Here is an 18474-nt window from a genome sequence, read left to right on the forward strand (position 1 = left end):
CCCCCGAACCCCGGCTCCGCCGGGCACCGGGCTCCGCCCGGACCCGCGCCTCAAACGCCGGCGAGGCTGGATGTGGCCGGCGAGGCTGGATTTCGGTCGGGCTACGCCGGGGTTTGGCTCTGGAGGGCCACCGAGAGTTCGGCCGCGACGCCCTGGAGGATCGGGACGATCGAGTCGGTCAGGGCCTCGGTCACGCGGCCCGCCGGGCCCGAGATGGAGATCGCGGCGGCGGTCGGCGAGTTCGGCACCGAGACGGCGAGGCAGCGGACTCCTATTTCCTGCTCGTTGTCGTCGACCGCGTAGCCCACCTTGCGGACCTGCTCCAGGGCCTCCAGGAAGCCCTCGGGCGTGGTGATGGTCTTCTCCGTCGCGGCCGGCATCCCGGTGCGCGCCAGGAGCGCCCGTACCTCGTCGGCCGGGGTGTACGCCAGGAGCGCCTTGCCCACACCGGTGGAGTGCGGCAGCACCCGGCGGCCGACCTCGGTGAACATGCGCATGGAGTGCTTGGACGGCACCTGGGCGACGTAGACGATCTCGTCCCCGTCGAGCAGGGCCATGTTCGCCGTCTCGCCGGTCTCCTCGACCAGACGGGCGAGGTAGGGGCGGGCCCAGGTGCCGAGCAGCCGCGACGCCGACTCGCCGAGGCGGATCAGGCGGGGGCCGAGGGAGTACCGTCGGTTGGGCTGCTGGCGGACGTAGCCGCACGCCACGAGGGTGCGCATCAGGCGGTGGATGGTCGGCAGCGGCAGACCGCTGGCGGCGGAGAGCTCGCTGAGGCCGACTTCGCCCCCGGCGTCGGCCATGCGTTCGAGCAGATCGAAGGCGCGCTCAAGGGACTGGACACCACCGCTGGCGGCGGTGGGCTTGGCGGAAGCGTCGGTGGTGCTGGCGCTGGACGTCGGCACGGCGCGGTCCTTTCGGTGCTGGCAGGCAAGGGAGCAGCCTACCGGTCGGTCGGCTTCGGCCCTAGAGCCGGGGCGATGCCGTCCCCGCCGGTCAGAGGGGGTCTGTCCGGGTGGTGGACATCCCGGGGAAGTTACCCTCCCGATCCCCGGTGGTGATAGCTACATTCTGGATAGTGAAATCTTAATTCCATCTCGTGGAAACATCCAATGGCGGTGAGTGCGTGTCAGTGGTCCGTCCGGGCGCTCTTGACTGGCCCCGGATCGGCGTGAAGACTCCGTCAACAGAACGTTGAATTTCGCTCTGTGGAAGTAGATGGGGAGGTTCCGGTGGCCGACGTGGCTGTGGAACTGGTACTGCGCTCGACGCGCGTCATCACCCCCGAGGGGACGCGCGCCGCTTCGGTGGCCGTCGCCGGCGGGAAGATCACGGCCGTGCTCGCCCACGAGGCCGAGGTACCGGCCGGAGCCCGGCTGGAGGACTTCGGCGACGACGTCCTGCTCCCCGGCCTGGTCGACACCCACGTCCACGTGAACGACCCGGGCCGCACCGAGTGGGAGGGCTTCTGGACGGCCACCCGCGCCGCCGCGGCCGGAGGCATCACCACGATCCTCGACATGCCCCTCAACTCCCTGCCGCCGACCACCACGGTCGACCACCTCCGCGTCAAGCAGGAGGTCGCCCGTACCAAGGCGCACGTGGACATCGGCTTCTGGGGCGGCGCGCTGCCGGACAACGTCAAGGACCTGCGCCCGCTGCACGACGCCGGCGTCTACGGCTTCAAGTGCTTCCTGTCGCCGTCGGGCGTGGACGAGTTCCCCCAGCTCGACCAGGAGCAGCTGGCCACCTCCCTCGCCGAGATCACCGGCTTCGGCGGCCTGATGATCGTGCACGCCGAGGACCCGCACCATCTGGAGTCCGCGCCGCAGAATCCGGGCCCCAAGTACGCCGACTTCCTGGCCTCCCGGCCCAAGGACGCCGAGAACACCGCGATCCAGAACCTGATCGACCAGGCCAGGCGGCTGAACGCCCGCGTCCACGTCCTGCACCTGTCGTCCTCCGACGCGCTGCCGCTGATCGCCGCCGCCAAGGCCGAGGGCGTACGGATCACCGTCGAGTCCTGCCCGCACTTCCTCACCCTGACCGCCGAGGAAGTCCCGGACGGCGCCACCGAGTTCAAGTGCTGCCCGCCCATCCGCGAGGCCGCGAACCAGGACCTCCTGTGGGACGCGCTCGCCGACGGCACGATCGACTGCGTCGTGTCCGACCACTCGCCCTCCACCGCGGACCTCAAGACCGGCGACTTCGCCACCGCGTGGGGCGGCATCTCCTCCCTGCAGCTGGGGCTTCCGGCGATCTGGACCGAGGCGAAGCGGCGCGGCCGCACCCTCGAAGACGTCGCCCGCTGGATGTCCGCCGCCCCGGCCGCGCTGGCCGGTCTGGCGCAGAAGGGCGCGATCGAGGTGGGCCGCGACGCCGACTTCGCCGTCCTGGCCCCTGAAGAAACGTTCACTGTGGATCCGGCCGAACTCCACCACCGCAACCAGGTCACGGCGTACGCGGGCAAGACCCTGCACGGCGTCGTGAAGTCCACCTGGCTGCGCGGTACGCAGATCGCCGACCACGGCACCCCGACCGAGCCCACGGGCCTCCTCCTCGAAAGGCAGAACTGACAGTGGCGATTGAATCCTTCACCGGCAACGCGAACCCGTACGGAGGCGGCGACCCGTACGCGGACTACCGTACGGCCGAGTTCCCGTTCACCCAGTACGCGAACCTCGCCGCCCGTGAGCTGGGTGCCGGTGTCATCGCCGCCAACGACGAGTTCTTCGCCCAGCGCGAGAACCTGCTCATCGCCGAGGCCGCGCACTTCGACCCCGAGCACTTCGGCCACAAGGGCAAGGTCATGGACGGCTGGGAGACCCGCCGCCGCCGCGGCGTCTCGGCCACGCAGCCCTGGCCGACCGCCGAGGACCACGACTGGGCGCTCGTACGCCTGGGCGCCCCCGGCGTCATCCGCGGCATCGTCGTCGACACCGCCCACTTCCGCGGCAACATGCCGCAGGCCGTCTCCGTCGAGGGCACGTCCGTCGAGGGCGCCCCGACGCCCGAGGAGCTCCTCGGCGACGACGTGAAGTGGACGACCCTCGTCCCGCGCACCCCCGTCGGCGGCCACGCGGCCAACGGCTTCGAGGTCACCGCCCCGCAGCGGTTCACGCATCTGCGCGTCAACCAGCACCCCGACGGCGGCATTGCCCGCCTGCGCGTCTACGGCGAGGTCCTGCCCGACCCGAAGTGGCTCGACGCCCTCGGCTCGTTCGATGTCGTCGCGCTGGAGAACGGCGGCTCGGTGGAGGACGCGTCCAACCGCTTCTACTCCCCGCCGACCAACACCATCAACCCGGGCCGCTCCCGCAAGATGGACGACGGCTGGGAGACCGCCCGCCGCCGCGACAACGGCAACGACTGGATCCGCTACCAGCTCGTCGCCGAGTCCGAGATCCGCGCCGTCGAGATCGACACCGCCTACCTCAAGGGCAACTCGGCCGGCTGGGCCTCGCTGTCCGTCAAGACGGGCGAGGCGGGCGAGTGGACCGAGTTCCTGCCGCGCACCCGCCTGCAGCCCGACACCAACCACCGCTTCGTGCTGGACGCCCCGGCGGTCGGCACGCACGTCCGGATCGACATCTTCCCGGACGGCGGCTTCTCGCGCCTTCGGCTCTTCGGCTCGCTGACCGAGACCGGCGCGGCCTCGCTCGCCGCCCGCCACCAGGAGCTGGGCGGCTGACGGTCCCCCGCACTCACGCGCCGCAGACTGCCGGCCCCCGGGGCCGACACCTCTGGGGCGCGCGGCCCGAAGGGGCGCACCGCTCGACGGTGCGCCCCTTCGGCGTATGCGGTGACCACCGCTCCCGGCGGAGGCCGGCCCGGGGCGCCGCCCCGGACCCCACCCGCACGCCCGGCGAGGGCTACGCGGCGTGGCCTCCGTCCACCGAGAACTCGGCGCCCGTGATGTAGCCGGCCTCCGATCCCGCCAGGAACGACACCATGGCCGCCACCTCCTCCGGCCGGCCGAAGCGGCCGAGCGCCGTCATCTCGCTCTGCGGGCCCGCGTAGGGGCCGTCGGCCGGGTTCATGTCGGTGTCCACCGGGCCCGGGTGGACGAGGTTCGCGGTGATCCCGCGCCCGCCCAGCTCCCGGGCGAGGGCCTTGGTCAGCCCGCTCAGCGCGGCCTTGCTCATCGCGTACAGGGTGCCGCCGGGACCGGGGACCCGCTGGGTGATGCAGCTGCCGACGGTGACGATCCGGCCGCCGGGGCCCATCCGGCCGGCCGCGGCCTGCGCCGACAGGAACGCGCCCCGGACGTTGACCGCCAGCACCCGGTCCACGTCCGAGAGCCCCAGCCCGTCCAGCGGCCCGAGCACGCCCACCCCGGCGTTGTTGACGAGGACGTCGATCCGCCCGAGGCCGCGTACGGTCTCCTCCACCGCCAGGGCGGCGTCCGCCGGGACGCCCGCGTCCGCCCGTACGGCCAGGCCCCGGCGCCCGAGGGCCTCGACCTTCCCGACCACCTCCGCCGCCGCCCGCGCGTCGTTGACGTAGGTGATCGCGACGTCCACCCCGTCCTGCGCCAGCCGCAGGGCGGTCGCCGCCCCGATGCCGCGGCTGCCGCCCGTCACCAACGCCACTGTGCCGTTCATGGTGTTTCCTCTCGTTGTCCCCGGCAGATCGTTTAGATCGTTGCGAGTTCAATGAAAGCGGGGGCGGTGCAGGGGCGCTGGCGGGAATCGGACGTCGCGTTCGCGCGCGCCGCACCGATGAGTTCGGCCCGGCCCGGGAGTCTGAACCCGTGCAGGCACGATCGCCAAGAAGGAGCGCGGAGCCATGGGCAAGCTGACCCTCACCACTTTCCTGACCCTCGACGGTGTGATGCAGGCCCCGGGCGGGCCGGAGGAGGACCGCAGCGGCGGGTTCGCGTACGGCGGCTGGGTCGTGCCGTACGCCGACGAGGGGATGGGGGAGTTCGTCACCGAGGTCTACAGCCGGACCCAGGCGTTTCTGCTCGGGCGCCGGACGTACGAGATCTTCGCCGGGTACTGGCCGCAGCACGACGACCCCGCCGACCCGGTCGCGGGTGGGCTCAACCGGCTGCCGAAGTACGTCGCCTCGACCACCCTCAAGGAGCCGTCCTGGGGCCCGGCCACCGTCATCGACGGGGAGCAGCTCCAGAGCGAGATCGTGCGGATCAAGGACGCGATGGACGGCGAACTCCAGGTGCACGGCAGCGGGCAGCTGGCCCAGTGGCTGCTGGCCCGGGACCTCATCGACGAGCTGAACCTGCTGGTCTTCCCGGTGTTCCTGGGCGCGGGGCGCAAGCTGTTCCCGACGGGCGGGCTGCCGACGGCCTGCGAGCTGACGGGCCACCGCACCACCTCCAGCGGCATCGCCATCCACACGTACCGCCCGACCGGCCGGGCCACGTTCGGCAGCTTCGCGGACTGACCGGCAAGACCGGCAAGACCGGCAAGATCGTCCTCCGGTACGGTGAGGCCGCACACGTGCGAGCCGCCGATGTCTCCACCTCCCGCTTCCGCCGATGGAGACCCCGGTGACGCCAACCGCCCTCGCCGTCCCGCCCGCTGTCCCGCCCGCCGCCCCGCCGCGCGGCGCATGGGCCGATCTGCCCGTCCTCGCCGTCGCCGTCGTCTGGGGCGGCAGCTACCTCGCCGCCAAGGGCGTCACCACCGCGCACACCGTCATCGCGGTGCTCGTGCTGCGGTTCGGCCTCGTTCTGCCCGTCCTCCTCGTCGCCGGGTGGAAGCAGTTGCGGGCGCTGCGTGCCGCCCAGCTGCGCGGCGCCGCCCTGCTGGGCCTCGTCCTCGGCGGGATCTTCCTCCTGGAGACGTACGGGGTCGTCCACACCTCCGCCACCAACGCCGGGCTGATCATCAGCCTGACCATGATCTTCACCCCGCTCGCCGAGGCCGCCGTGCGCCGGACCCGGCCCTCCGCCGGGTTCCTCGGCGCCGCCGCCGTCTCCGTCGCCGGCGTCGTACTCCTCACCCAGGGCGCCGGGTTCACCGCGCCCGGCTCCGGCGACCTGCTCATCCTCGGCGCCGCCCTCGCCCGCACCCTGAACGTGCTGCTGACCGCCCGGATCAAGGCCGTCCAGGACGCCGACTCCCTCTCCCTCACCACCGTCCAACTCGGCGGCGCCCTTGCCGTCTTCGCCGTACTCGCCGCCCTGCCCGGCACCGGCGACAGCCCCTGGGCCGCCGCGGCCGGTTTCGGACCCGCCGAGTGGGCCGGGCTCGCCTTCCTCTCCGTCTTCTGCACCCTGTTCGCCTTCTTCGTGCAGACGTGGGCCGTACGCCGTACCTCGCCCTCCCGCGTCAGCCTCCTCCTCGGCACCGAACCCCTCTGGGCGGCCGCCGCCGGCATCGCCATCGGCGGCGAACACCTCGGCGCGGCCGGCTTCGCGGGCGCCGCGCTCGTCCTCGGCGGCACCGCCTGGGGCCGCCGCGCCGCGGCCGGATGACCTGAGCGGTCTCGGCACGAGCACGAGTGACCGGAAAACGCCGGTTCCAGCACGGAACCGCCGCCGTAATGTAGCCGCATGCCACAACCGGACATCAGCGCGAACGACGCGGACTTCCACGCCGACCCCTACGCCTTCTACGCCCGGCTGCGCGCGGCGGGTCCGGTGCACCACGTCGAGGTCTCGGCCGCCGAGTACGCCGCACCCACCTTGCTCGTCGTCGGCTACGAAGAGGCCCGCCGGGCGCTCAGCCACCCCGGTCTGTCGAAGGACTGGAACAGCAGCGGAGTCCTGCCGGGCGTGGCGGCCACCGTGGCCAACAGCAACATGCTGGAGACCGACCCGCCGCAGCACACCCGGCTGCGCCGCCTGGTCGCCCGCGAGTTCACCACCCGCCGCGTCCAGGCCATGCGCCCCCGCGTCCAGCAGATCACCGACGAACTGCTCGACGCGATGGCCGCCCGCCCGCAGCGCACCGCCGACCTGATCAAGGCCCTCGCGTTTCCGCTGCCCATGACCGTCATCGGCGAACTCCTCGGCGTGCCCGACCTGGACCGCGAGCGCTTCAGCTACTGGTCCAAGGAGGTACTCGCGCCCACCTCCCTCGCCCCGAGCACCACCGCGCACCAGAAGCTCGGCGACTACCTCGCGGAGCTCGTCGAGGCCAAGGCCAAGGCCCCCGGCGAGGACCTGCTCAGCGCCCTCATCCGGACCAGGGACGAGGACGGCGACGCGCTGTCCTCCAAAGAACTGATCGGGATGGCCTTCCTGCTGCTGATCGCCGGCCACGAGACCACCGTCAACCTCATCTCCAACGGCACGCGCGCCCTGCTCGCCCACCCGGACCAGCTGGCCGCCCTGCGCGCCGACTACGACGGCCTGCTCGACGGGGCGGTCGAGGAGATGCTCCGCTACGACGGCCCGGTGCAGAACACCACCTACCGCTACGCCCGCGAGGACATGGAGCTCGGAGGCACCGCCATCCCGGCCGGAGCCACCGTCCTCGTCTCGCTGGCCGGCGCGGACCGCGACCCCGAGCGGTACGAGAACCCCGAAGCCTTCGACATCCGGCGCGCCCCGCAGGGCCACCTCGCCTTCGGGCACGGACTGCACTTCTGCATCGGCGCCCCGCTCGCCCGGATGGAGGGGCGCATCGCGATCCGCGGCCTGCTGGAGCGCTTCCCGGACCTGGCCGAGGACCCGGCCGGGGGTCCGCCGACCTGGATCGGGGGCAGCCTGATCCGGGGCGTGACCCGGCTGCCGGTGCGCTGGTAGCCGTACCCGATGGCCATGAACGGCAGGCCGGACTCACAGGTCCGGCAGTTCCTCCATCAGGACCCGGCGTCGCTCCCGCCGCGACAGCTCGCAGGCCTCGGCCACGCGGAACGCCGCCAGGGCCTCCCGGCCGTCGCACGGGTTGGGGCCCTCCCCGCGCACCAGCCGGACGAAGGCCGCCAGCTCCGCCCCGTAGGCGGGGGCGAACCGCTCCAGGAAACCCGCCCACGGCTTGCTCGCCGGGGGCGGGCCCTGCGGTTCGGTCGAGGCGATCGGCGTACGGTCGTCCAGCCCGGCGGAGACCTGGTCCAGCTCCCCGGCCAGCTCCATGCGCACGTCGTACCCGGCGCCGTTGCACCGCGTACCGGTACTGGTCACCAGGGTCCCGTCGTCCAGCGTGAGCACGGCGGCGGCCGTGTCGATGTCACCGGTCTCCCGGAACCGCGGCGGACCGGCGTCCGACCCGGCCGCGTACACCTCCGCCACCTCGTGCCCGGTCACCCACCGGACCATGTCGAAGTCGTGGACCAGGCAGTCCCGGTACAGCCCCCCGGACGTCGCCAGATACGCGGCGGGCGGCGGAGCCGGATCGGCCGTCATCGTCCGTACGGTGTGCAGCCGCCCCAGCGCGCCCGAGCGGACCAGCTCCCGCGCCGTCCCGTAGCCCGCGTCGAAGCGGCGCATGAAGCCCAGCTGGAGCACTCCGTCGGCGGCGGCGACCTCGCGCACCACGGCCAGGGTCCGCGCCAGGTCCGGGGCCAGGGGCTTCTCGCAGAACACCGGCAGCCCGCCCCGTACCGCCCGCACGACCAGCTCGGCGTGGGCCTCGGTGGAGCAGGACACGACCACCGCGTCCACGCCCCAGGTGAAGATCTGGTCCACGGAGGGCGCGGCGGTGGCCCCGAGCCGGTCCGCGAGCCGCACCGCCCGCGCCGGATCGGCGTCGGCGAGCAGCAGCGAGCCCGCCTCCGGGTTGCGGGCCAGTGCCGCGGCGTGGAACGAGCCGATCCGGCCCGTTCCGATGAGCCCGATGCGCATGCACTCAACCTGGCCCCGACCGGCGGGCCTGTCAATCTGCCCGGCTGCACCACGTTGGCCGTGTTGGCCGGGGTAGCCGTGTTGGCCGTGTTGGCCGTGTTGGACGTATTGGCCCCGATGAGCTCCCCTGGTCCGCTGTGGCGGATACTGGGCGGCTGGAACCGGAATGACCGCTTTGATATCAGTGGCACGTACAACGAGGGAAAGGCACGGCGACGTGGCTAGGGTTCGGACAGGGGTACGCGTCGTCGGCGCCGTGCTCGCGGCGGTACTGGGAGCCTCCCTCGCGGGATGCAGCAGTACGGGCGGCAAGCGCGCCGAGGAGCGGGCGAAGGCCGCCGAGGCGGGCCGGCCCGCCGTGTCCACCCCGGAATGGACCTTCGCGATGGTCACCCACGCGGGCGATGGGGACACCTTCTGGGACATCGTGCAGAAGGGCGCCAAGGAGGCCTCGGCGAAGGACAACATCAACTTCGTCTACTCCCACGACGACCAGGCACAGCAGCAGGCCCAGTTCGTGCAGAACGCCATCGACCAGAAGGTGGACGGGCTGATCGTCAGCCTCGCCAAGCCCGAGGCCCTCAAGGACGTCATCGCCAAGGCCGTCAAGGCCGGCATCCCGGTGGTCACGGTCAACTCCGGATCCGCCCAGTCCGCCGAGTACGGGGCCCTCACTCACATCGGCCAGGACGAGCAGATCGCCGGCGAGGCCGTCGGCACCGAGCTGACCGGGCGCGGCAGGAAGAAGGCCGTCTGCGTCCTGCACGAGCAGGGCAACGTCGGCCACGAGCAGCGCTGCGCCGGAGCGAAGAAGACTTTCGGCGGCTCCATGGAGAACCTGTACGTCGAGGGCACCAACATGCCCTCGGTCCAGGCGGCCATCCAGGCGAAGCTCCAGGCCGACCCGTCCATCGACGCGATCGTCACCCTCGGTGCCCCGTTCGCCCCGACCGCCATCAAGGCGAAGGACGCGGCGGGCAGCAAGGCCGAGGTGGACACCTTCGACCTCAACGAGTCCGTGGCCCGCGACCTGAAGTCCGGCGCCCTGGGTTTCGCGGTCGACCAGCAGCCCTACCTCCAGGGCTACGAGGCCGTGGACCTGCTCTGGCTCTACCGCTACAACGCCGACACCCTCGGCGGCGGCCGCCCGGTGCTCACGGGGCCGCAGATCGTCACCGGCGCCGAGGCGGCCAAGCTGGAGGAGTTCATCAAGCGGGGCCGGCGATGAGCGCACCCGTCCTCGCCCCGGCGGACGAGCGGCTCGCCCCCACCTCACTGCCGCGGCGCCTCCTCGGCCGCCCCGAGCTGGGCGCGGTCGTCGGCGCGGCCGCCGTGTTCGTCTTCTTCTCCTTCGCCGCCCCCACCTTCCTCCAGGCCTCCAGCCTCAGCACGATCCTCTACTCGGCCTCCACCATCGGGATCATGGCGGTCCCGGTCGCCCTCCTGATGATCGGCGGCGAGTTCGACCTGTCCGCCGGCGTCATGGTCACCAGCTCGGCGCTGCTCAGCTCCATGGTCAGCTACCAGATGACCGCCAACGTCTGGGTCGGCGTCCTGGTGTCCCTGCTGGTCACCCTGGCGATCGGCTTCTTCAACGGGTTCATGCTGACCCGCACCAAACTGCCCAGCTTCATCATCACGCTCGGCACCTTCCTGATGCTGACCGGCCTGAACCTGGGGTTCACCAAGCTGATCAGCGGCTCGGTCTCCACCAAGTCCATCGCCGACATGGAGGGCTTCTCCTCCGCGCGGTCCCTCTTCGCCTCGCAGTGGAACATCGGCTCGGTCACCCTCAAGGTCACCGTCCTGTGGTGGCTGGCCCTGGTCGCCGTCGCCACCTGGATCCTGCTGCGCACCCGCGCCGGCAACTGGATCTTCGCCGTGGGCGGCGGGGCGGACGCGGCCCGCGCGACCGGCGTCCCGGTCGTGAAGACCCGTATCGGCCTCTACATGGGCGTCGCCCTGTGCGCCTGGATCTCCGGGCAGCACATCCTGTTCTCCTTCGACGTCGTCCAGTCCGGCGAGGGCGTCGGCAACGAGTTCCTCTACATCATCGCGGCCGTCATCGGCGGCTGTCTGATGACCGGCGGCTACGGCTCCGCCATCGGCTCGGCCGTGGGAGCCTTCATCTTCGGCATGACCAGCAACGGCATCGTCTACGCCCAGTGGAACCCGGACTGGTTCAAGTTCTTCCTCGGCGGGATGCTGCTGCTGGCCACGCTGCTCAACGCCTGGGTGCGCAAGCGGGCGGAGGCGAAGTGAGCACCGACATGACCGCGAACACGACCGCGGAAGCGACCGCCCTGGTGAAGCTGACCGGGGTCAGCAAGTACTACGGCAACATCCGCGCCCTCCAGGGCGTCTCCCTGGAGGTCTCGTCCGGCGAGATCACCTGCGTCCTCGGCGACAACGGCGCGGGCAAGTCCACCCTCATCAAGATCATCGCGGGGCTGCACCGGCACGACGCCGGCACCTTCGAGATCGAGGGCCGTGAGACCGCGCTCGCCAATCCCCGCGCGGCCCTCGACCACGGCATCGCCACCGTCTACCAGGACCTCGCCGTCGTCCCGCTCATGCCCGTCTGGCGGAACTTCTTCCTCGGCTCCGAGCCCACCAAGGGCCGCGGCCCCTTCCGCCGCCTCGACGTCGAGCTCATGCGCGAGACCACCCGGGCGGAGCTGCTCCGCATGGGCATCGACCTGCGCGACGTGGACCAGCCCATCGGCACCCTGTCCGGCGGCGAGCGGCAGTGCGTGGCCATCGCCCGCGCCGTCCACTTCGGCGCGAAGGTCCTCGTACTGGACGAGCCCACCGCCGCCCTGGGCGTCAAGCAGTCCGGCGTGGTCCTCAAGTACGTCGCCGCGGCGCGCGACGCGGGCCTCGGGGTGGTGCTGATCACCCACAACCCGCACCACGCCTACCTGGTCGGAGACCGGTTCGTGCTCCTCAAGCGCGGCACCATGGCGGGCAGCCACACCCGCGACTCGATCACGCTCGACGAGCTCACCCGCCAGATGGCGGGCGGCTCCGAGCTGGACGAGCTGAGCCACGAACTGGAGCGGGTGGCAGAATCAGGGGACACCCACACCACGGACAGGGACGACAGGACTCGATGAGCGGTTACCGGGACTTCACGCTCGCCCACCGGGGGGCGGCGCGAGGCACCGTCCTGCGGACCGTCGGGACCCGTGAGCGCCGGTCGCACCTGACCGCCCCGCGCGTCCCGACCGTCGGCATCGACATCGGCGGCACCAAGGTGATGGCCGGTGTCGTCGACGCCGACGGCATCATCCTGGAGAAGATCCGCGCCGAGACCCCGCACAAGTCCAAGAGCCCAAAGGTGGTCGAGGACACCATCGTGGAGCTGGTGCTGGACCTGTCCGACCGCCACGATGTGCACGCCGTGGGCATCGGCGCGGCCGGCTGGGTGGACGCCGACCGGTCCAGGGTGCTGTTCGCCCCGCACCTGGCCTGGCGCGACGAGCCGCTGCGCGACGCCCTCCAGTCGCGGCTCGCGGTCCCGGTCATGGTGGACAACGACGCCAACACCGCCGCCTGGGCCGAGTGGCGCTTCGGCGCCGGGCGCGGCGAGGACCACCTCGTCATGATCACACTGGGCACCGGCATCGGCGGGGCCATCCTCGAAGGCGGCCAGGTCAAGCGTGGCCGCTACGGGGTGGCCGGTGAGTTCGGCCACATGCAGGTCGTCCCCGGCGGGCACCGCTGCCCCTGCGGCAACCGGGGCTGCTGGGAGCAGTACAGCTCCGGCAACGCCCTGGTCCGCGAGGCCCGCGAACTCGCCGCCGCCGACTCCCCGGTCGCGTACAACATCATCGCCAAGGTAGGCGGCAACGTCTCGGAGATCACCGGGCCGCTCATCACCGAGCTGGCCCGCGAGGGCGACGCCATGTGCGTCGAGCTCCTCCAGGACATCGGCCAGTGGCTCGGCGTCGGCATCGCCAACCTCGCCGCCGCCCTGGATCCGTCGTGCTTCGTCATCGGCGGCGGCGTCAGCGCCGCCGACGACCTGCTGATCGGCCCCGCCCGGGACGCCTTCCGCCGCCACCTCACCGGCCGCGGCTACCGCCCCGAGGCCCGTATCGCCAAGGCCCAGCTCGGCCCGGAGGCCGGCATGGTCGGCGCCGCCGACCTCGCCCGGCTCGTCGCCCGCCGCTTCCGCCGCGCCACGCGCCGGCGCGTCGAGCGGTACGAGCGCTACGCGCGGCTGGGCCGCCGCGACGTGGCCGGCGCCACGGAATCCACGGACGCCAAGGAGCACGACGACCAGTGACCCCGCCCCGACTGCCCCGTCAGGCCTCCGCCCCCGAGGGGGGCGGCACGCCGCCGACCCCGGCCGAGGACCGCGGGCGCGTGGTCCGGCGCCGCTGGATCACCGCGATCATCATCCTGCTGCTCGTCGGCGTCCCGGCGGGCTACCTGCTCGTGTCCGCCCAGCAGAGCCGCGAGAGCGGCCGTGACAAGGCCGCCAAGATCGGCGCCGTCCACGTGCGCCCGGCCTGGCCCTCCGCGGTCCAGCGCAGCATCTACGAGGTCCCGATCCCGGACGAGGCCTGGCGGGTCGGGTACCTGGAGACCAACAACTGGCACACCAGCCGGCTGTTCACGGAGTTCACGGTCACCGCCCGGGATCTGGACGCCTTCCTCGCCGACGTCGGGACGAGCCGCGCCGAGCTGACCCCCGGGGCTCCCGGGGACACCATCTCCGCGCACGACGCGAGGGTCGCGGGCTGGACGTGGCCCCCCGGCACCACCGTGTCCGCCGTCACCCTCGAACAGCCCGATCCGCGCCCCACCCGGGACATCGTGGTCGACTTCAGCGGCCCCAACCCCCGGGTCTACGTGGTCTCCACGGCGACCCCGTAGCCCGCGACCCCGTAGCCCGCGAGGCCGCAGCCCGCGAGGCCGCTTAGCCTGGGATCATGAAGCTCACCAAGCGGCTGCACTCCTGCGTCCAGCTGGAGAAGGACGGGCGCGTGCTCGTCATCGACCCGGGCGCCTTCAGCGAATCCGACGCGGGCCTCGGGGCGGACGCCCTGCTCGTCACGCACGAGCACCCGGACCACTTCGACGAGGGCCGGCTGCGGGCCGCCCTCGACGCGAATCCGGCCACCGAGCTGTGGACCCTGCGCAGCGTCGCCGGGCAGCTGGCCCCGGCCTACCCGGGCCGCGTCCACACCGTCGGCCACGGCGACACCTTCACCGCCGCCGGCTTCGACGTCCAGGTGCACGGCGAGCTGCACGCCGTCATCCACCCGGACATCCCGCGGATCACCAACGTCGGCTACCTCGTCGACGGTTCCCTCTTCCACCCCGGGGACGCGCTGACCGTGCCCGAGGCCCCCGTCGACACCCTGATGCTCCCGGTGCACGCGCCGTGGAACAAGATTGCCGAGGTGATCGACTACCTGCGTGCGGTCAAGCCGCGCCGGGCCATCGACATCCACGACGCCTACCTCTCCGACCTCGCCCGGCCGATCTACGACACGGCCCTGGGCGCCCTGGGCGGCGCCGACCACGGGCGGCTCGCCGCCGGGGGCACCGCCGAGCTCTGACGGCGGCGCCGGGTCGCTGTCAGTGCCGGGCGGTAGGTTGGTAGGCATGCGTATCGCCACGTTCAACGTCAACTCGATCACCGCCCGGCTGCCCCGTCTGCTGGCGTGGCTGGAGAGCACCGGCACCGACGCCGTGTGCATCCAGGAGACCAAGTGCTCCGCGGAGCAGTTCCCGTACGCCGAGCTGCGCGAGCTGGGCTACGAGGCGGCCGTCAACGCCACCGGCCGGTGGAACGGCGTGGCCCTGATCTCCAAGGTCGGCCTGGAGGACGTGGTCACGGGCCTGCCGGGCGGGCCGGACTACGAGGGCGTCCAGGAGCCCCGGGCGATCTCGGCCACCTGCGGCGGGGTGCGCCTCTGGTCGGTGTACGTGCCGAACGGCCGTGAGGTCGAGCACGACCACTACGGCTACAAGCTGGACTGGTTCCGCTCGCTGACCACCGCCGTCGCGCAGGACGCGGCGGGTCCGCGCCCGTTCGCGGTCCTCGGCGACTTCAATGTGGCCCCGACCGACGAGGACGTCTTCGACCCGGCCGTGTTCGCGGGGCTCACCCACGTCACTCCCGCCGAGCGGGCCGCCCTGGAGGCACTGCGGGCCGCCGGGCTCTCCGACGTGATGCCGCGCCCGCTCAAGTACGACCGCCCTTACACGTACTGGGACTACCGCCAGCTCGCCTTCCCCAAGAACCGGGGCATGCGCATCGACCTGGTGTACGGCAACGAGGCCTTCTCCAAGGCCGTCACCGACGCCTACGTGGACCGCGAGGAGCGCAAGGGCAAGGGCGCGTCGGACCACGCCCCGGTCGTCGTGGATCTGGATCTCAGCCGCTGAGACACCGCTAGGACACCCCTGGGCCCAGCGGCCCGGTGGAGGCCGCGCCGGTTCAGGCGCGCCCTGTGGCCAGCGGCGGATCCTGGTGCGAGGCTGGGCGGTATGAACATCCCCTTCCTGGACAACTGGCTGAACCGGCGCGAAACGGAACGGGGTGCGGGGCTGGCCGCCGCCCTCGCAGACGATCCCGAGGGGATCAACGAGTTGTTCTCGGAGTGCGAGATGCTGCGTGCCCAGGCCCGGGCGGCCGGGCTCGAACTCGACGAGAGCCCTGCCTCGTTGGAGGCGCTCGACCAGCTGATGCCCCGCTGGCGGCGGGATCCCGAGGCGGTGCCCTGGCTGGGCAACGACGCCGGTTTCTACCTCGGGACGGTGATCGTCCGGACCATTCCCGGAACCGGCTGGCAGGTGTGGCCGAACGGCCAGCCGGTGATCCGGCTGGCCTCGGGGCGCGAGCTGAACGTGATCGAATCGGGGGTGTCCTGGGCGATGACCGGATCCCCCGAACTCTGTCAGGCCTACGCGGAGGCCTCCGAAGGTTAGGGAGTGTCCCGTGAGGAGGCTTTATATCCCTTTTACGCGTGTCGTCGGGAAGTCCCGTTCCGCGGCTGGATAGTTTGCGCTGACCTCGGCACTCCGACAAGTGGGCAGGGCAGCGCATGGCCGTCGATCCGTTGATCGAGCTGCGGGACGTCAACAAGCACTACGGGGCGTTGCACGTCCTCCAGGACATCAACCTCACCGTCGGCCGCGGCGAGGTGGTGGTGGTCATCGGCCCCTCCGGCTCCGGGAAATCGACCCTCTGCCGGGCCATCAACCGCCTGGAGACCATCGAGTCGGGCACGATCCTGCTCGACGGCAAGCCGCTCCCCGCCGAGGGCAAGGAACTGGCCGCGCTGCGCGCCGAGGTCGGCATGGTCTTCCAGTCCTTCAACCTCTTCGCCCACAAGACCGTCCTCGCCAACGTCTCCCTCGCGCAGATCAAGGTCAGGAATCGGAAGAAGGACGAGGCCGAGAAACGCTCCCGGCAGTTGCTGGAGCGCGTGGGCCTCGCCGACCAGGCCGACAAGTACCCCGCCCAGCTCTCCGGCGGCCAGCAGCAGCGCGTCGCCATCGCCCGGGCCCTGGCCATGAACCCCAAGGCGCTGCTGTTCGACGAGCCCACCTCCGCCCTCGACCCCGAGATGATCAACGAGGTGCTGGAGGTCATGCGGCAGCTCGCCCGTGAGGGCATGACCATGGTCGTGGTCACCCACGAGATGGGCTTCGCCCGCTCCGCCGCCAACCGCGTCGTGTTCATGGCCGACGGGAAGATCGTCGAGGACCGGACCCCGGAGGCCTTCTTCTCCGCCCCCGAGAGCGAACGGGCCAAGGACTTCCTCTCCAAGATCCTCAAGCACTGAGGGGGGGCCCGATGAAGACCGAGGCCGTCGAAGTCGCCCCCGCCGGACGGCGGACGGTGGTGCTGCCGGGCCGGTAGCGGCTCCGCGGAGCCGACCCGCCCGGCAGCAGCCGCGGATCACTGCTCGCGCAGCGGCACCGAGACGTACGAGGGATCGGTGCGCGGCGAGGAGAAGGTCAGCTGCGCGCCGGTGGGGTTGTGCTCGATGTAGAGGGGATCGACGGTGTCGATGACCAGGGCCAGCCGGTGGCCCGCCGGCACGTCGTAGGCGGTGGAGAAGAGGTCCAGGTCCACACCGAAGGCCTGCCCGGGGGTCTTCCCGTGGAAGGTGTACGGGGCGTTGCTGACCAGCTTGCCGATGCCGAGCGGGCCGACGTCGTAGAGGTACGCGACGAAGGTGCCGTCCCCCTTGGTGGGCGTGACGGTGGTGTGCAGCCTGGCCGTGCCCCGGACCCGGCGGGCCTCGTCGTAGCGCTCCGACTGCCAGACGGCGGCGAAGGCGCGGGGGAGGAGCGGGATGGAGGCGATGGGGGGCGCCTTGGCGAACTGGTCGAGGATGCTGGAGAGGAAGATGACGCCGCCGTTGGCGCCGGAGTCGACGTTGGCGAAGAGGTGTTCGCTGTCGGAGAGGGCGAGCCTCTCGGTGCCGGCGGCTCCGACCGACTTCCAGTCGGCGTAGCCCTCGTACCCGTCCTGGCTACGGGACTTGATCTGCACCGGGGACTCGGCGTCCACGCCGTTGCGCTCGCCCTTGAGGTAGCGGTCGAACCAGCGATGGGCGTTGGTCCAGGTGTCGTTGGGCAGGCCGAGCAGGCCGGTGGCCTCGGCGGTGGCGTGGTCGCCGGGCCGGAACTCCAGGCGCTTGGGGCCGGTCAGCTTCTCGTAGAAGGCGGCGTACTGGTTGGGCGGGAAGATGGTGTCCCCCCACGCGTTGCCCAGCATGATCGCGGCGCCGTTGGCGTTGATCCGGTCCACCTGCTCGGCGGCGGAGCGCTTCTTCCCCCAGTCGATCATCTGCTGTTCCCGGTCCAGCTTCGAGCCGAGGAAATCGCTCAGGATCTGCTTGAGTTCGGGGCCGGGCCGGCCGGTGAGGTAGCCGGCGGCGCCGAGCATTCCGGTGGCCTGGAGGTGCTGGGTGCGCCCCGAGTAGATGGAGTCGATGAGGTCGGCCCAGCCGCTGAGGGCGACCACGGCCTTGACGCGCGGCTCGTTCGCCGCTGCCAGCAGGCTGATGCCGGCGCCGTACGAGACCCCGCCGAGGCCGATGCGGTCGGCGTCGGCGGGGGTGGTGGCGAGGGCCCAGTCGATGACGGCGGAGACATCGGCGACGTCGGGCGGGCCGGCCACCTCGATCTCGCCGCCGGAGAGCCAGAAGCCGCGGGAGGTGTAACTGACCACGATGTAACCGGAGTCGGCGAGCTTCTTGGCCTGGGCGATGTATTCGATCTGCGGCATGCCCCAGCTCGTGGGGAGCACGATCAGCGGGTATTTCCGGCCGCTCTCGGCGCCGGCCGGGGTGAAGACATTGCCCTTGAGGGTGATGCCGCCGGAGCCGGGGATGTCGTAGAACCGTAGGTCCGACGAGGCGGATGAGGCGGGCGAGGTGTCGGCGCTGGCCGTGACGGTGCGGGCGGGTGCCGCCTGGGCCTGGTGGGGGGCCAGGCCCAGGGCGGTTGCCGCCAGTACGGTCGCCATGGCGACCGCGGTGCTGGTGGTACGGACCATCAATCGCTCCTCGCGTGCGGCGGTGTCAAAGTGTGCCGACCGTAACGTGAGGGGCTTACCGGAAGTAACCCATCAGTAAGTTACGCGCTGGTAACGATTGACTGAGAGTCAGTCACCGCTCGGAACCCGCTTCACACGCATACGACATGCGCGGGATACCCTCCACCTTCGACGCTCGGTGAAGGGA

General features: G+C 71.6%; 18 protein-coding genes. 14 read left to right on the forward strand and 4 right to left on the reverse strand.

The window, feature by feature from the left end:
* Positions 1 to 101: 101 nt before the first annotated feature.
* On the reverse strand, positions 102 to 905 hold the full coding sequence (locus MTF65_RS28880) for an IclR family transcriptional regulator (protein ID WP_243631939.1): 804 nt from the start codon (positions 903 to 905) through the stop codon (positions 102 to 104).
* A gap of 336 nt (positions 906 to 1241) precedes the next feature.
* On the opposite strand from MTF65_RS28880, the gene allB reads away from it, so the two are divergent.
* Positions 1242 to 2576, forward strand: coding sequence for an allantoinase AllB (gene allB, locus MTF65_RS28885; protein ID WP_374207323.1), 1335 nt, complete (start codon positions 1242 to 1244; stop codon positions 2574 to 2576).
* A gap of 2 nt (positions 2577 to 2578) precedes the next feature.
* A complete protein-coding gene (gene alc / locus MTF65_RS28890; RefSeq protein WP_243631941.1) occupies positions 2579 to 3691 on the forward strand; it encodes an allantoicase in 1113 nt (370 codons plus the stop codon).
* A 181-nt stretch (positions 3692 to 3872) separates the two neighbouring features.
* On the opposite strand, the gene MTF65_RS28895 is transcribed toward alc, so the two are convergent.
* Entirely contained in the window at positions 3873 to 4604 is a 732-nt protein-coding gene (locus MTF65_RS28895) for an SDR family oxidoreductase (protein ID WP_243631942.1), read from the reverse strand.
* Between the two features lie 184 nt (positions 4605 to 4788).
* Between MTF65_RS28895 and MTF65_RS28900 the strand changes: the two genes are divergently transcribed.
* From MTF65_RS28900 to MTF65_RS28910, 3 genes are all read left to right on the forward strand, one after another.
* Complete coding sequence (locus tag MTF65_RS28900; RefSeq protein ID WP_243631943.1) at positions 4789 to 5406, forward strand: dihydrofolate reductase family protein; 618 nt, start codon at positions 4789 to 4791, stop codon at positions 5404 to 5406.
* 94 nt (positions 5407 to 5500) lie between these two features.
* Positions 5501 to 6442 carry a DMT family transporter gene (locus MTF65_RS28905; protein WP_243631944.1) on the forward strand — a complete coding sequence of 314 codons (942 nt, stop codon included), beginning with the start codon at positions 5501 to 5503 and terminating at the stop codon, positions 6440 to 6442.
* A 78-nt stretch (positions 6443 to 6520) separates the two neighbouring features.
* Entirely contained in the window at positions 6521 to 7717 is a 1197-nt protein-coding gene (locus MTF65_RS28910) for a cytochrome P450 (RefSeq protein WP_243631945.1), read from the forward strand.
* A 33-nt stretch (positions 7718 to 7750) separates the two neighbouring features.
* Here MTF65_RS28910 and MTF65_RS28915 read toward each other — a convergent pair whose 3' ends face one another.
* Positions 7751 to 8755, reverse strand: a complete 1005-nt coding sequence (locus MTF65_RS28915; protein ID WP_243631946.1) for a Gfo/Idh/MocA family oxidoreductase — start codon at positions 8753 to 8755, stop codon at positions 7751 to 7753.
* A gap of 217 nt (positions 8756 to 8972) precedes the next feature.
* Between MTF65_RS28915 and MTF65_RS28920 the strand changes: the two genes are divergently transcribed.
* The 9 genes from MTF65_RS28920 (at position 8973) to MTF65_RS28960 (ending at position 16563) form a co-directional block, all read left to right on the forward strand.
* Positions 8973 to 9983 (forward strand): sugar ABC transporter substrate-binding protein, encoded by a 1011-nt coding sequence (locus tag MTF65_RS28920; RefSeq protein WP_243631947.1) that lies wholly within the window; start codon positions 8973 to 8975, stop codon positions 9981 to 9983.
* Positions 9980 to 11017 (forward strand): ABC transporter permease, encoded by a 1038-nt coding sequence (locus MTF65_RS28925; RefSeq protein WP_243631948.1) that lies wholly within the window; start codon positions 9980 to 9982, stop codon positions 11015 to 11017. The genes MTF65_RS28920 and MTF65_RS28925 overlap by 4 nt, the downstream gene beginning before the upstream one ends.
* Before the next feature lie 8 nt (positions 11018 to 11025).
* Complete coding sequence (locus MTF65_RS28930; protein WP_243631949.1) at positions 11026 to 11871, forward strand: ATP-binding cassette domain-containing protein; 846 nt, start codon at positions 11026 to 11028, stop codon at positions 11869 to 11871.
* On the forward strand, positions 11868 to 13046 hold the full coding sequence (locus MTF65_RS28935) for an ROK family glucokinase (RefSeq protein ID WP_243631950.1): 1179 nt from the start codon (positions 11868 to 11870) through the stop codon (positions 13044 to 13046). Before MTF65_RS28930 ends, MTF65_RS28935 begins: the two co-directional genes overlap by 4 nt.
* Entirely contained in the window at positions 13043 to 13639 is a 597-nt protein-coding gene (locus MTF65_RS28940; protein WP_243631951.1) for a hypothetical protein, read from the forward strand. Before MTF65_RS28935 ends, MTF65_RS28940 begins: the two co-directional genes overlap by 4 nt.
* Before the next feature lie 56 nt (positions 13640 to 13695).
* Positions 13696 to 14328 (forward strand): MBL fold metallo-hydrolase, encoded by a 633-nt coding sequence (locus MTF65_RS28945; RefSeq protein ID WP_243631952.1) that lies wholly within the window; start codon positions 13696 to 13698, stop codon positions 14326 to 14328.
* A gap of 46 nt (positions 14329 to 14374) precedes the next feature.
* Positions 14375 to 15160: an exodeoxyribonuclease III gene (locus tag MTF65_RS28950; RefSeq protein WP_243631953.1), complete on the forward strand. Its 786-nt coding sequence runs from the start codon at positions 14375 to 14377 to the stop codon at positions 15158 to 15160.
* Between the two features lie 102 nt (positions 15161 to 15262).
* Complete coding sequence (locus MTF65_RS28955; RefSeq protein ID WP_243631954.1) at positions 15263 to 15703, forward strand: DUF6278 family protein; 441 nt, start codon at positions 15263 to 15265, stop codon at positions 15701 to 15703.
* A 116-nt stretch (positions 15704 to 15819) separates the two neighbouring features.
* Entirely contained in the window at positions 15820 to 16563 is a 744-nt protein-coding gene (locus tag MTF65_RS28960; RefSeq protein ID WP_243631955.1) for an amino acid ABC transporter ATP-binding protein, read from the forward strand.
* A 116-nt stretch (positions 16564 to 16679) separates the two neighbouring features.
* Here the strand turns inward: MTF65_RS28960 and MTF65_RS28965 are convergent, their stop codons facing one another.
* Positions 16680 to 18287, reverse strand: coding sequence for a CocE/NonD family hydrolase (locus MTF65_RS28965; RefSeq protein ID WP_374207319.1), 1608 nt, complete (start codon positions 18285 to 18287; stop codon positions 16680 to 16682).
* Between the last annotated feature and the right edge of the window lie 187 nt (positions 18288 to 18474).

The organism is Streptomyces sp. APSN-46.1, from assembly GCF_022815725.1.
Lineage (GTDB): Bacteria > Actinomycetota > Actinomycetes > Streptomycetales > Streptomycetaceae > Streptomyces.

Bases quoted from the DNA above. Each gene is read 5' to 3' on its own strand.
- MTF65_RS28895 (WP_243631942.1), bottom strand. From the start codon at position 4,604: ATGAACGGCACAGTGGCGTTGGTGACGGGCGGCAGCCGCGGCATCGGG.
- MTF65_RS28900 (WP_243631943.1), top strand. From the start codon at position 4,789: ATGGGCAAGCTGACCCTCACCACTTTCCTGACCCTCGACGGTGTGATG.
- MTF65_RS28905 (WP_243631944.1), top strand. From the start codon at position 5,501: ATGGAGACCCCGGTGACGCCAACCGCCCTCGCCGTCCCGCCCGCTGTC.
- MTF65_RS28910 (WP_243631945.1), top strand. From the start codon at position 6,521: ATGCCACAACCGGACATCAGCGCGAACGACGCGGACTTCCACGCCGAC.
- MTF65_RS28915 (WP_243631946.1), bottom strand. From the start codon at position 8,755: ATGCGCATCGGGCTCATCGGAACGGGCCGGATCGGCTCGTTCCACGCC.
- MTF65_RS28925 (WP_243631948.1), top strand. From the start codon at position 9,980: ATGAGCGCACCCGTCCTCGCCCCGGCGGACGAGCGGCTCGCCCCCACC.
- MTF65_RS28930 (WP_243631949.1), top strand. From the start codon at position 11,026: ATGACCGCGAACACGACCGCGGAAGCGACCGCCCTGGTGAAGCTGACC.
- MTF65_RS28935 (WP_243631950.1), top strand. From the start codon at position 11,868: ATGAGCGGTTACCGGGACTTCACGCTCGCCCACCGGGGGGCGGCGCGA.
- MTF65_RS28945 (WP_243631952.1), top strand. From the start codon at position 13,696: ATGAAGCTCACCAAGCGGCTGCACTCCTGCGTCCAGCTGGAGAAGGAC.
- MTF65_RS28950 (WP_243631953.1), top strand. From the start codon at position 14,375: ATGCGTATCGCCACGTTCAACGTCAACTCGATCACCGCCCGGCTGCCC.
- MTF65_RS28955 (WP_243631954.1), top strand. From the start codon at position 15,263: ATGAACATCCCCTTCCTGGACAACTGGCTGAACCGGCGCGAAACGGAA.
- MTF65_RS28960 (WP_243631955.1), top strand. From the start codon at position 15,820: ATGGCCGTCGATCCGTTGATCGAGCTGCGGGACGTCAACAAGCACTAC.
- MTF65_RS28965 (WP_374207319.1), bottom strand. From the start codon at position 18,287: ATGGTCCGTACCACCAGCACCGCGGTCGCCATGGCGACCGTACTGGCG.